This is a genomic window from Candidatus Pelagibacter communis (assembly GCF_001179945.1).
GTDB lineage: Bacteria > Pseudomonadota > Alphaproteobacteria > Pelagibacterales > Pelagibacteraceae > Pelagilacustribacter > Pelagilacustribacter ubique_A.
Window position 1 is genome coordinate 20,719 of the sequence record NZ_CVSG01000062.1, and the last position, 13,423, is coordinate 34,141.

The following is a 13,423-nucleotide window of genomic DNA, read 5'->3' on the forward strand; positions in this document are numbered from 1 at the left end:
TTTACTTGCCTAAAAAATTTAATAAATTTTCTAATTTCTTTGTTTTTTTTTTGGCATAAAATAAACATGCTGTAGAATTTAATATTAATCCGTCTTTTAAAACTCTTAAGTTATTATCGGCCAAAGTTTTTCCGGATGAAGTTATATCGGTAATTATTTCAGAAGATCCAATAAAAGGATATGTTTCTGTAGCTCCAAGACTAGTGATTAACTTATATTGTGTAACTCCCCTGGAAATTAAAAATTCGTTAGTTAAATTTGGATATTTTGTAGCTACTCTTAACCTGCGGTTTATTTTAGATCTAATATCAAATGATACCTCTTCAAGATCAGCAATGGTCTGAACGTCTATCCAATCTTCTGGCACTGCAACCACTAGGTTAGCATTACCAAAATCTAGTTTTTTTTGAACCTTTATTTTATTCTGCAAAATTTTATCGGACTCTTTTAGAAGATCTAGACCAGATACACCTATGTCTAAAGTCCCGTCACCAAGTCTTTGAATAATTTCTTTAGCGTGAAGAAAAATAATCTTAATATTTGGCTCATTTTCAATAGAGCCAAAATAATTTCTTTCTTTTTCACTTTGTAAGATCTTATGACCCCTATCATTGAAAAATGATATTGATTTATCTTTTAATCTTCCTTTACTTGGTAAACCTATGGTAATAAAATCTTTCATATATTTTTTAAATTAATCGCAGCACCAACAGCTGGAATATTTTTTTTGGCTCCCAGACTTTTAAGTAAATCATCATAACGACCTCCCCTAGCTATTTCTTTTTTACCTGAGAATACTTCAAACACAATTCCAGTATAATATTCTACATCTCTTCCAAAATTTGCAATGTAGTAAATATCTTGATTAAGTTTTCTTAAATTAAGAATAGATTTAAAGTCTTTGAATATATTTTCTTTGAGATTATTTTTTTTAGCAAAATCTAATAATCTCTCGTCTAGTTTTGAGAGTTTACAGTTTATTTTTAAAAAGGATTTAATAATTTTGACAATTTTTTTCCCGTCAGCAAAAGATCTTGGATCTTTAATTTTTTTATCAAATCTTTTTAATATTTCTGATATTGATCTCCCAGCAACTATTTTAGCCTGGTCTATTTTTTTCATTTCATAGAATCTTTTTTTGTCTGCATCAAAATTTACTGCATCTATATCAGTATTTTTTTCCAATCTTTTCAAAAGCTCCTCGAAATATCTTGGTCTCCAAAAATGTCTTATAAGTCTAAGCTTCCATCTATCGGGCATATCCAGAGCATTAATTAAACTTTTAAATAAACTAATATCTCCAACTTTAATTAAAATTTTTTTTCTCTTTATCTTTTTTGCTGAGCTTAAAATTGTACTTATAATTTTAAAATCATCTTGAATTTGATTTTTTGAACCTAGAATTTCAATCCCCAATTGGTCATTGATAAAATTTGCGCTATTATTACCTGATCTTCTATATGCTTGACCGGAATAATAAATTTTTGAGGAAGATTTTTTTTGTAAGAAACTTATACATGAAGCTACAGTCAAATCTGGTCTTAAGCACATTGTTTTTCCATCCTCTCTATCAAATGTTAGCATTGAGCTTCTAAATTTTTCTCCTGACCTCTCAATAATATATTCTGAGTCTAAAAGAACATCAGGTTCTGATAAAACAAAACCATTCCTTTTAAAATTTTCAATTATTACTTCAGATAATTTTTTTGATTTCATTGACTAATTGATTAATCTTAATTGATTGTTCTTTACCACTTTTTAGATTTCTTAGAGTTGGTTTACCAGATTTTATCTCGTCTTCTCCATATAAAATGACAGCTGGAGATTTTATTTTATTTGCATATTCCATTTGTTTTTTTAATTTATTATCTCCAGGATAAATTTCTACGCTGATACCAGCTTTTCTTAGTATCGTTTGTATTTTTATGTATTCTTTAAATGAATTTTTCTCAAAAACACAAATTACAATGGGTTTTGATTGCTTTATTTTAAACTTCTTTTTCTGCATCAATGCATAAACTAATCTATCTAATCCTATTGAAATACCTGTAGCGGCAGCATCAAAGTTACCAAAATTATTTACTAAATTATCATATCTGCCTCCACCACCAATAGAGCCAAATTGAATTACTTGGCCTTTTTTGTTTGTTATATCAAACTTTAAATTCACTTCAAAAATTGCTCCGGTGTAATATTCTAGCCCTCTTATAATAGATGGATCAAATTCAAAATTATTGAAGTTATAATCTTTAAAAATTTTGAATATTTCAATCAGATCTTCTGTTTCAGGAGTTTTTTTCTTTAGTGTTTCTTCTATAGTTTCAATATCTTTGGATTTTAAATTAGCACCTATGGTGAAATCTCCAGATTTATCTTTTCTGCCAGCACCTAACAATTCTTTTACCCCATCCCAGCCAAGTCTATCAATTTTGTCTAGAGCTCTTAAAGTAGTAAGTTTTTGCTGATTTTCTTTTAAGTCTATTTTTTTAAATAACTCTTCAGTTATTTTTCGTGATGAAATCTTTACTATATACTCTGATTTAGTAAGACCACATTTTTCAAGAATTTCTGAAATCATGACACATAACTCAGCATCTGCTTGTAAACTTTTTGTTCCCACAAAATCAGCGTCGAATTGTAAGAATTCTCTAAACCTACCAGGACCTGGTTTTTCATTTCTCCAAACTGTGCCTAGCTGATATCTTTTAAATGGCTTTTGAATTTCTAAATAATTTTTTGCAACGTATCTCGCAAGTGGAGCCGTAAGATCATATCTTAAAGATAACCAATTATTTTCATCTTTGAATGAAAATACGCCCTCGTCAGGTCTTTCTTTATCAGGTAAAAATTTTCCTATACTATCTGAATACTCAAAGCTAGGTGTTTCAAGATATTGGAAACCGTACTTAATCATAATTTCTTTGATATTAGAAATTATAAAATCTCGTACTAATAATTCTTTCTCTTGCCTGTCTACAAACCCTAATGGAAGTTCTTTAGAAGGATTTTTATTTTTATTTTTTGTCATTTTTTGGTACAGCAGGGTGGATTCGAACCACCGACCCCTAGTTCCACAAACTAGTGCTCTAACCAACTGAGCTACTGCTGCATCCCTGTTATATTTATCTTAATTTTAATTAAATTTATATGTTTTTGATTATAAGCTAAGCAATAGCCTAGCGTGCATTCTGTGCGAATGTGATCTTAAAGTTGGAATGACTCTCATTTTTATAATCATGATTCTATATTTAAAAAATAATTGTGACTTTTTCAAGATGAAATTAGCGGGACAAAAAAATAGTAAAGACTAATTCGATGTCCCGATAATCAGTGATTTTGGAAATTTAGATTAAGATGTTTTCTGCAGTTTGACTGCTGAAGGACCTTTTTCTGTGCTCTCCACTTCAAACGTTAACTCATCACCCTCGTTTAAATATTTTAAACCAGCTTCTCTAACCGCAGAAGAATGGACGAACACGTCTTTTTCTTTGTCTTCTCTTTCAATGAAACCATATCCTTTAGTACCATTGAACCACTTTACTTTACCTTTTAGTGTACTCATATTTACTTTATTTCCTTATTTTTTATTAACTTCAACTAACTAAAAGTTAGTCTTGATCACCTTTAATAGATTTGCTTTGTAAAAGTCAATAGAAGAAATATATTATTTGACGCAATTGTTTTTTTGCAACAATATTAAGATATAAGGGCTATTAATGCTGTTAAAGCTACTAATCCTAAGCCTCCATAGACTAATTTATTTTTTTGTAAGTGCAAACTTAATTTTTTAATAGGCGAATCTTTGTAGGTCAAGTTGCCTTCACTTAAATATGATGATTTATTGAAACCTTGGTCTCTTCCAATCTGAAGAAATTTTGATTTTCTATGATCATATATCTCTTCTTTACTGAGACTCTCAAAGTTTTTTAAATTCTTTATAATAGAATATTTTATATCAGCAGCTATACTATCTGGATCCCTATGCGCACCACCTAGTGGCTCTGGAATTACTTCATCTATAATTTTTAATTTTAATAAATCGTTAGCTGTCAACTTCATTGCTTCAGCTGCCTGTAAAGATTTACTAGGGTCTCGCCAAAGTATGGAAGCACATCCTTCTGGTGAAATAACTGAATAAATTGAATTCTCTAACATTATTACTTTGTTTGATGATGCAAGTGCAATCGCTCCCCCTGAACCACCTTCACCAATAATTATAGAAATATTTGGAACTTTTAATGACATGCAACACTCTATCGAATTAGCTATAGCTGAAGCCTGTCCTCTTTGTTCAGCTCCAATACCTGGATACGCCCCAGGTGTATCAATAAAACTTATAACTGGTATTTGAAATCTATCGGCTAACTTCATTAGTCTGATACATTTCCTATATCCCTCTGGTCTCATCATTCCAAAATTTCTTTCTATCCTGCTGCTTAAGTCTTCACCTTTTTCTTGCCCGATAACTAAAACCGATTTATTATCAATTAATCCAAATCCAGCAATTACAGATTTATCATCTCCAAAATATCTATCCCCTGAAAGCAAAGTGAATTGAGAAAATATTTTTTTGATGTAAAAATTTGCTTTTGGACGATCTTCGTGTCTAGCTACTTGGGTTCTTTGCCAGCTGTTTAAGTTTGAATAAATTTCTTCTAATTTTTGATTAATTTCTTGTTGGGTATTTTTAATCTTATCTGTGTCAACTTCGGTTATCCCCTCAGAACCAAAAGGGCTTTTTAAACCATCAACTTCTTGTTCTAGTGCTTTAATTTCTTTTTCAAAATCTAAATAATTTTTCATAAAAAATGTTACAATAAATACAGTATTATTATATTATAGAATAATGTAAAGGTCGGCTCGATATGAAAATGATAGAAAAAAACGGGTTAAAAATAAGCTCAACATTGTTTGAATTCATTAATAATGAAGCAATACCAGGTACTAATGTGAACTCAGATAAGTTTTGGTCAAATTTTTCAGAAATCGTTCATGAGCTGGCTCCCATAAATAAGAATTTAATTAAAAATAGAGAATCAATACAAAAAAAAATTGATGATTGGCACAAATCAAAAAAAGGTTCTGAATTTAATAAAAACGAATATCTAAGTTTTTTAAAATCAATTGATTATTTAATTGAAGAAAAAAATAACTTTTACATTGAAACCTTAAATGTTGATGAAGAAATATCATCTATAGCCGGGCCACAACTTGTTGTTCCAGTTGACAATGCTAGGTATGCTCTTAATGCTGCAAATGCAAGATGGGGGAGTCTTTACGACGCTCTATATGGCACTGATGTGATACCAGGTGAAAAATTTAAGGAATATAACAAATTAAGGGCCTCAAAAGTCGTTGATTATGTGAGAATTTTTTTTAATAAAAATTTTCCACTATCCAAACTAAATTGGAAGGAAATTACAAAAATTGGAATTGAGAATGAAAAATTATTCGTAAAGAAAGGCTCAAATCAAGATTATCTGAAAAACAATAATCAATTTATAGGCTTCAATGGTGATAAAAATAATCCGAAGTCGATCTTGTTAAAGAATAATAATTTACATATTGAAATCATAATTGATCCGAACAGTGTTGTTGGTAAAAACGATCAAGCATCTATCTCTGATGTTGTTGTTGAATCAGCTTTATCTACAATTATAGATAATGAGGACTCAGTTGCTGCAGTAGACTCTGAAGACAAAGTGAAGTGTTACAGAAATTGGTTAGGTCTTATGAAAGGAGACTTAGTAGCAAATTTCGAAAAAAATGGAAAAAAGTTTACAAGAAAATTAAATCCAGACAGAATTTACACTTCAAAAGAAGGTAAGAAAATTATTTTGCATGGTCGTGCTTTACTTTTGAATAGAAATGTCGGCCATTTGATGACAAACCCTTCAATTATTTTAAGAGATGGATCTGAAATTCCTGAAGGTATTTTAGATGGATTTGTATCTAATTTATGCGCATTGCATGATTTTAAAAATAAAAAAAATTCAAGAACTGGATCTACTTATATAGTTAAACCAAAAATGCATGGACCAAAGGAAGTGGCTTTCACAGATAAATTATTTGAAAAAATTGAGGAAGTCCTAGGTATGAAAAAATATTCTATAAAAGTTGGTATTATGGATGAAGAGAGAAGAACAACAGTGAACTTAAAAGAATGTATTAGGCAAGTAAAAAATAGAATTGTTTTTATAAACACAGGTTTTTTAGATAGAACTGGTGATGAGATGCATACCTCTTTTGAAGCTGGACCAATGATATTTAAAGGAGACATGAAAAAATCAAAATGGCTAAATGCATATGAAAATTGGAATGTCGATGTTGGACTTGAATGCGGTTTTTCCGGAAAGGCTCAAATTGGAAAAGGCATGTGGGCTATGCCAGATCAAATGGGAAATATGATGAAGCAAAAAATTGGTCATCCAAAGTCAGGTGCAAACTGTGCCTGGGTTCCCTCTCCAACTGCAGCTACTCTTCATTCGCTTCATTATCATGAAATAAATGTATTTGAGGAACAAAAAAAAATTAAATCACGGGTTAAAGCACAAGTGAAAGATATTTTAGAAATACCAACAGCTGATAGACCCAACTGGTCTCTAGAAAATATTAATCGTGAATTAGAAAATAATGCTCAAGGTATACTAGGATATGTTGTTAGATGGGTTGATCAAGGTGTTGGATGTTCAAAAGTTCCAGACGTAAACAATATAGGCCTTATGGAGGATAGAGCCACATTAAGGATATCTTCTCAACATATTGCTAATTGGTTGTTTCATGGAATTTGTAAAGAAGAACAAGTAAAGAGTATAATGAAAAAGATGGCAAAAATAGTAGATGAACAAAACAAAGATGACCCGAATTACAAAAAAATGTCAGATAATTTTGAAAAATCAATAGCATTTTCAGCTGCCTGTGATTTGGTTTTTAAAGGTAGAGTTCAGCCCTCTGGGTATACTGAGCCTTTATTGCACCAAAAAAGATTAGAAGCAAAAAAATTAAATTAATCAGTTACAGGCACTCTGTTTTTAAATGCTGAAAATAAAGTACCATCATCAAGCTGTTCTATTTCGCCTCCTACTGGAAGACCTTGGGCTAATTTAGTTATTTTAATTTTATCGTTTTTGATTGTATCTTCAATGTAATGAGCAGTTGTTTGACCTTCAACAGTGGCGCTTGTAGCTATAATTACCTCTTTAAGATTATTTTTTTTTATTCGCTTTATTAGAGATTTAATCAGTAAATTTTTTTGCTCATAATTTTCGTTAGAATTCATTGTCCCACCCAAAATATGATAGTGACCTTTAAATATATTAGCTGATTCAATAACCCACATGTCTGCTAAATTTTCAACTACACATATTTTATCATATGAGTTATCTGATGAGCATATACAAATTTTATCAATTATTTTTAAATTTCCGCAGTCCTCACAGCGAACAACATTTTTGAATACTTGTGCTAATGATTTAGCTAAAGGCTTGATCATATTTTCTTTGTTATTAATTAATTTTAAAATTATTCTTTTTGCAGATTTTGGGCCTAAACCAGGAAGTTTTGAGAATTGCCTTATTAGTTCTTTGATTTCAGTAATATCGTTATCCATTAAAAAGGTAATTTAAAATCCAACGGCAGATTTAAACCACCCGTGACTTTAGATAATTCTTCTGCTGATTTTTTTTTTAAGTTTTCTTTAGCATTATTATACGCTGCAATGATTAAATCATTTATTATTTCCTGACTTTCTTTTTTTGCAGCATCTGTAATTTCAATAGATTTGATTTCATAGTCCCCTGTCAAAGTAACTTTGACTAAATTACCCCCGGACATTCCGTGAACTTCAATCCTTTTAATTTGATCCTGGGCTTGCTTCATTTTTTCTTGCATTGCTTTGGCTTTAGATAACATGTCTGAAAAATTATTCATTTACTCCTCCTCTTTAATTTCTATGAGTTCGGCATCTGGAAAAGCGGACTCAAAATCTTTTGCAACTTTACTTGTTTTAAATTCCTTAATTGTATTATTTTGATTTTCTAAATTCTTTTCATAAATACTTTTTGCCTTTACGTTTTTACTCAAAGAAATTATCCATCTTTCGCCTGTCCAATTAAGTAGCTTTTCAGTTAAATTCTTAATGAAATTTTTATTTAACTTTTCATTGAAACTTATATCAATTTTACCTTTTTTAAAACTTACTAACTTTACATTTCTCTCTAAATCATATTTGAGTTCTATTTCTTTTTCTTTGTTCGATAAATCAATTAAATCCTGAAAACTTGTTATTTTTATTTTTGACTTTTCATTTGTTTCGTTAATATTTTTAGACGGACTTGTCTTAATTTGGTTCGTGCTTTTTAATTGACTTTTCGTTCCATTAGATAATTTTGTTTCTATGTTTTTTTCTTCATTTTTTTCGTTTGAATAGTTTTCTCGACTTGAAATATCCTGTTCACTTCTTCCGATATCTTTTTTCTCTAAATTAAGACCTTTTAAATGAGTAAGTTGCATAATGTACATCTCTAGCGTTAAATTTTCATTGCCAACAATTCTAAGATCATCAATTGTTTTAATTGTAAGTTGCCAAAATAATGAGATGTCCTGTATGTCTATATTTTTAGAATATTTGTCAACCATTTCAATCTCTGTTTCTGAAATTGATAAATCTTTTTCAATTGGACCTAAATTTATTCTTCTTGAAAAAAGGTAAAGAACTTCTAAAACATCATTTAAAAAATTTTTTGCATCTAAACCATCACTTATTAGTTCATTTAAAGATCTTATAGCTTCTTTCTCATTTCCACTTAAAACTTCCTTTAATAAACTTATTACTTTGCCCTTATCGGCGAGACCTAGCATTTTTCTAACGTCTTGTTCTGTTATTGTTTTATCTGTGGTTATAAACTGCGAAATTAAAGCACGATCAAGCAAAGAGATAGCATCTCTCACTGATCCCTCTGAAGTTCTGGCAATCAGCTGAATTGCTTCGTCTGATATATTTCCTTTTTCATTATTAGATATATTTTTTAAATGGACACAAAGTTTGTTTATACTCACCCTTTTAAGATCAAATCTTTGACACCGAGATAATATTGTAACAGGAATTTTTCTTACCTCTGTCGTAGCTAATATAAATTTTAAACTTGATGGTGGTTCCTCTAAAGTTTTTAATAAACCATTAAAGGCCTGTTTTGAAAGCATATGTACTTCATCAATAATAAATATTTTATATTTAGCGCTAGTGGGACTATATTTTGAATTCTCAATCAATTCTCTTATGTCGTCTATACCAGTCTTAGATGCTGCATCCATTTCTAAAATATCTATATGATTTGAATTAATGATTTCCTGACAAGTGTTACAAAAGTTTCCATCAGAACAAATAACATTTGTATTATTATTTTTTTCGCAATTTAAAGCTTTAGCAATTAATCTAGCTGTTGTAGTTTTTCCAATACCCCTTATTCCGGTCAAGAGATATGCATTTGGCGTTTTATCAAGTTTAATAGCATTGGTAATTGTTTCGGACATTACTTCTTGACCAATTAAATCTTTAAACTCTTGTGGCCTATATTTAAGTGCTAAAATTTTTTTTGTCATTTAAAAGAGGCAGGCAACAACCTGAATAATTTTCACTACGGCTGCTTCCTTTCAGACCTGACCGGGTTTATGAAACATCCACCTGATGCCAACCTCAATATGAGTATATCAAGATAAAATTAAATACTACAAGAGTAGAATCAGAATTTGTGGACTATTTTTGCCTAAACGTTGAAGCCTCATAAACTCCCAAAATATCTAAAGTTTCAGTATGAAAACCAAGTTCCTCAAGAGCTTTTTTTACCCCAGGTTGTTCAATATGACCTTCAAGATCCAAATAAAAGTTTGCCTGATCAAAAGTATTTTTTACAGAAAAACTTTCAAGCTTTGTTAAGTTTACTTGATTTGTAGCAAATCCACCTAAACACTTATAAAGTGCTGATGGTTCACTTTTTACTCTAAAAATACAGCTAGTTATAAATTTTTTGTTTTTAGTGAATTCGGGTTGCTCAATATTTTTTCCCATTATTAAAAAACGAGTGATGTTACCTTTCTCATCCTCTATGTTTTTCTCTAAAATCTTTAAATTATAAATTTTTGCTGAAAGTTCTGAAGCTATCGCTGCAATCGATTTATCTTGTCCTTCAGCTAAGTCTTTTGCAGATCCAGCTGTGTCTGCCGAAATTATTGGTTTAAATTTTCTTTTATTAATAATATTTTGGCATTGACCAATCGCTTGCGCGTGACTTCTTACGAATTTGATATCATCAATGTTAGCTTCTCGTTTACATAACAAATTATGTTCAACAGCTTGGAAGTGCTCACCGTGAATTTGTAACTTATATTTAGGTAGTAAATAATGAATATCAGCAACTCTTCCTGCCAATGAATTTTCTATCGGTATCACAATTTTAAAGTTCTGGTCACTAAATGCGTGCTTGAACGTCTCCTCAAATGTTGCGCAAGTTTTTATTTCAGCCTCTTTATAAAGGCTTTCAGCCGCAATATGAGAGTAGGCTCCAAGTTCGCCTTGAATAGCTATCTTAGTTTTACTCATTTTTTTCCATAATTTTTTTTATTTTCATTAAATCTGTTTCTGTATCTACACTTAAAGGTGAGGAATTGATATAGCCAACATGTATGGACATTTTATTTTCCATAGCCCTTAGCTGCTCTAATCTTCTCTCTAACTCAAGTTTTGATCTTTTCAAACTTACATACCTTAATAAAGCTTTATTAGTAAAGGCATATATACCTACATGATGATAAACTTGATTTTCTTGTGTAATTTGACTTCTTACGAAATCTAATGCTTTTGTAAAAATTCCTGAATTCATTTTTTTCTCCACCACTACTTTAACAACATTCTGATCTTTGAGTTCAGTCTTTGAATTTAATTCACTTGCTAAAGTTCCTATGTCACATTTTTTTAAATTCATATATTCAATTAAAGCTCGAATAGCTAGTGGATCAATATTTGGCATGTCTCCTTGAAGATTTACAATTATTTCAGCTTCACAATTTAAGGTTTTCTTAAAAACTTCAAAAACTCGATCTGTTCCTGTTTCATGATTATCTTTCGTCAATATGCCTTTACCGCCAAATTTTTTTACTAAATCAACGATCTTTTTATCAGGTGATGCTACGAAGACCTCACCTGAATTAGACTTTTTTGCTGCATCATAAACATGAAGAATCATCTCTTTATTGTTTATAAGTTTTAGAGGTTTATTAGGTAATCTCTTAGCATCTAATCTTGATGGTATTATTATTGCAGTTTTATTCATAATTATGCGTCTTAGAGACGCAAAAAAATTTGGTAATTTTAAGTTTTTTTTCAAAAACTCATGTTATACGTCTAAATATTACTTACCAAAATTATGGATAGTTTTGAAATAAATAAGATAATAGCTGCAGTGCTTTTAACCGCCTTAATTGTTATTGGTATTGGAAAATTTACTGACATATTATTTCATGTAAAAAAGCCAGAACAATCAGCTTATAAAGTTGAAGGTTTGGAGGTCGCCAAAGCTAATGTAGCAGGTGAGATAGATACAAAGACTCCAGAGGTTGTTGATATCAAAGCACTACTGGCTATGGGAGATTTAGCTCATGGAGAAAAAGTTTTTAAAAAATGTAGCGCTTGCCATATGATTGCAGCAGGAGGAAAAAATATGATAGGTCCAAATTTGTGGAATGTGATTGGAAGAACAGCTGGTTCAGTAAGTGATTATAAATATTCTAAAGCAATGGTTGCTTATGCTAAAGAATGGTCTTTTGAAGAAATGAATAGTTATCTCATTAAACCACAAGCGTATATTAAAGGGACTAAAATGGCATTTGCAGGTCTCAGAAAAGAAAAAGATAGAGCTTCAGTTATTTTATACATGAATTCAAAAGGTGATAATCCAAAACCTTTACCTTAATCTATACACCACTTAATAATACTTTTTTGAGCATGCACTCTATTTAATGCTTGTCTCCAAACCACCGATTGCTTTCCATCTATTACATCATTTGTAACCTCTTCTCCTCTTCCCACTGGAAGACAATGCATAAAAATAGCATCTGAATTTGCCTTGCTCATTAATTTCTTATTAACTTGATAAGGTTTTAAAGTTTTCTTTTTAGAAATTTTATTTACTTTATCATTCATTGAAACCCATTTGTCAGTCATTACACAATCAGCACCTGTAGCAGCTTCTAGAGGTTTAGAAGTAATTGTTAATTTTACTTTCTCTTTTTTCGCTAGCTTTAATATACTCTTATTTGGAGAATATTTTTTTGGACAACCAATGTTAAGTTTAAAATTAAATTTTCCGGCAGCTTCTATTAAGGAATTTGACATATTATTATTACCATCTCCAATCCAACAAACAGTTTTCCCTTCAATAGAGCCATTACTTTCTTCATAAGTAAGAATATCAGACATAATTTGACATGGATGGCTCACATCTGAAAGACCATTGATAATTGGTACATCTAAATGTCTTCCAAACTCCTCTAGATTTTTGTGAGATGACGTTCTCAACATAACGATGTCTACATACTCCGACAGAACTTTTGCCGTATCTTTTAAAGTTTCCTCTCCCTTACCGTAATGTATGCCATCTGGATTTAAAATAATTGATGATCCACCTAATTGTTTAACAGCAATGTCAAATGACATTCTTGTTCTTGTTGAGGGTTTTTCAAAAATCATAGCCATCGACTTACCTTCAAAGGGCTTATCTTCATCAGGTGCAGATTTATTTAATCCAGATCTATTTTGCTTTCTCTTCTTTGCTTCCTCAATAATCGCTCTAAGCTCTACTGAAGAACAGTCAGAGATATTTATAAAGTTTTTCATTTAAAATTTTTTGCAAACTTTCTCTATTATTTTTAAACCTAAGTTTATCTCGCTCTTTGTTACATTCAAAGGAGGCAAAAGTCTGACAACATTTTCAGCAGCTCTTACTGTCAATAAATTATTATCTAAAAGTTTTTGAATAAATTTAGCTTGATTTACGTGAAGACAAAGTCCAATCAGTAATCCTTTGCCTCTAACTTCTTTAATAATCTTTGGATACTTATCTTTTATTTTATCAAGTTGATTTATAAAATATTTTCCGTTTTTACTTACATTATTTAAGAAACCTTTTTTAAACATGATATCCATAACTGCATTTCCCGCGCTCATTGCTAAAGGGTTTCCTCCAAACGTTGAGCCATGAGTTCCGGGCTTCATGCCTGATGCTACTTTTTTATTTACTAAAACTGCACCTATTGGAAAGCCGCCACCGATACCTTTTGCTATTGGGACAATATCAGGTTTTATTTTCGCATATTCAAAAGCAAAAAATTTGCCACTTCTTCCGATGCCGCATTGAACTTCATCAAGAAT

Annotated in this window: 14 protein-coding genes, 1 tRNA gene and 1 other RNA gene; 2 read left to right on the forward strand and 14 right to left on the reverse strand. The window is 30.6% G+C overall.

The features are described 5' to 3' along the window. Position 1: 1 nt before the first annotated feature. The 6 genes from hisG to AMN78_RS01690 form a co-directional block, all read right to left on the reverse strand. Complete coding sequence (gene hisG / locus AMN78_RS01665) at positions 2-682, reverse strand: ATP phosphoribosyltransferase (RefSeq protein ID WP_075533869.1); 681 nt, start codon at positions 680-682, stop codon at positions 2-4. Then, the gene (locus AMN78_RS01670; protein ID WP_075533870.1) at positions 679-1,716 is read right to left on the reverse strand and encodes an ATP phosphoribosyltransferase regulatory subunit; all 1,038 of its coding nucleotides are present in this window, start codon (positions 1,714-1,716) and stop codon (positions 679-681) included. Before AMN78_RS01670 ends, hisG begins: the two co-directional genes overlap by 4 nt. Beyond that, positions 1,694-3,028, reverse strand: coding sequence for a histidine--tRNA ligase (gene hisS / locus AMN78_RS01675; protein ID WP_075533871.1), 1,335 nt, complete (start codon positions 3,026-3,028; stop codon positions 1,694-1,696). Before hisS ends, AMN78_RS01670 begins: the two co-directional genes overlap by 23 nt. Positions 3,029-3,032: 4 nt before the next feature. Continuing rightward, a tRNA-His gene (locus AMN78_RS01680) sits at positions 3,033-3,109 on the reverse strand. 240 nt (positions 3,110-3,349) lie between these two features. Continuing rightward, complete coding sequence (locus AMN78_RS01685; RefSeq protein WP_022735572.1) at positions 3,350-3,562, reverse strand: cold-shock protein; 213 nt, start codon at positions 3,560-3,562, stop codon at positions 3,350-3,352. Positions 3,563-3,696: 134 nt separating this feature from the next. After that, positions 3,697-4,803 (reverse strand): acetyl-CoA carboxylase carboxyltransferase subunit alpha, encoded by a 1,107-nt coding sequence (locus tag AMN78_RS01690; protein WP_075533872.1) that lies wholly within the window; start codon positions 4,801-4,803, stop codon positions 3,697-3,699. 62 nt (positions 4,804-4,865) lie between these two features. On the opposite strand from AMN78_RS01690, the gene AMN78_RS01695 reads away from it, so the two are divergent. Next, on the forward strand, positions 4,866-7,010 hold the full coding sequence (locus tag AMN78_RS01695; protein ID WP_075533873.1) for a malate synthase G: 2,145 nt from the start codon (positions 4,866-4,868) through the stop codon (positions 7,008-7,010). Here AMN78_RS01695 and recR read toward each other — a convergent pair. The 6 genes from recR to kdsB all read right to left on the reverse strand — a co-directional run bounded on the left by recR (position 7,007) and on the right by kdsB (position 11,327). After that, the gene (gene recR, locus AMN78_RS01700; protein ID WP_075533874.1) at positions 7,007-7,609 is read right to left on the reverse strand and encodes a recombination mediator RecR; all 603 of its coding nucleotides are present in this window, start codon (positions 7,607-7,609) and stop codon (positions 7,007-7,009) included. The two genes, AMN78_RS01695 and recR, sit on opposite strands and share 4 nt — an antisense overlap. After that, positions 7,609-7,929 (reverse strand): YbaB/EbfC family nucleoid-associated protein, encoded by a 321-nt coding sequence (locus AMN78_RS01705; RefSeq protein WP_075533875.1) that lies wholly within the window; start codon positions 7,927-7,929, stop codon positions 7,609-7,611. Before AMN78_RS01705 ends, recR begins: the two co-directional genes overlap by 1 nt. After that, a complete protein-coding gene (dnaX, locus tag AMN78_RS01710) occupies positions 7,930-9,600 on the reverse strand; it encodes a DNA polymerase III subunit gamma/tau (protein WP_075533876.1) in 1,671 nt (556 codons plus the stop codon). A 2-nt stretch (positions 9,601-9,602) separates the two neighbouring features. Next, an RNA gene (gene ffs / locus AMN78_RS01715) (signal recognition particle sRNA small type) lies at positions 9,603-9,697 on the reverse strand. A gap of 57 nt (positions 9,698-9,754) precedes the next feature. Further along, positions 9,755-10,597, reverse strand: coding sequence for a prephenate dehydratase domain-containing protein (locus AMN78_RS01720; RefSeq protein ID WP_075533877.1), 843 nt, complete (start codon positions 10,595-10,597; stop codon positions 9,755-9,757). After that, positions 10,590-11,327 carry a 3-deoxy-manno-octulosonate cytidylyltransferase gene (gene kdsB / locus AMN78_RS01725; protein WP_075533878.1) on the reverse strand — a complete coding sequence of 246 codons (738 nt, stop codon included), beginning with the start codon at positions 11,325-11,327 and terminating at the stop codon, positions 10,590-10,592. Before kdsB ends, AMN78_RS01720 begins: the two co-directional genes overlap by 8 nt. Positions 11,328-11,420: 93 nt before the next feature. Between kdsB and AMN78_RS01730 the strand changes: the two genes are divergently transcribed. Next, entirely contained in the window at positions 11,421-11,966 is a 546-nt protein-coding gene (locus AMN78_RS01730) for a c-type cytochrome (RefSeq protein ID WP_075533879.1), read from the forward strand. Here the strand turns inward: AMN78_RS01730 and argF are convergent. Then, positions 11,963-12,889, reverse strand: coding sequence for an ornithine carbamoyltransferase (gene argF / locus AMN78_RS01735; RefSeq protein ID WP_075533880.1), 927 nt, complete (start codon positions 12,887-12,889; stop codon positions 11,963-11,965). The genes AMN78_RS01730 and argF overlap by 4 nt on opposite strands. Further along, a partial coding sequence (locus AMN78_RS01740; protein ID WP_143323158.1) for an aminotransferase class III-fold pyridoxal phosphate-dependent enzyme occupies positions 12,890-13,423 on the reverse strand: 534 nt, incomplete at its 5' end.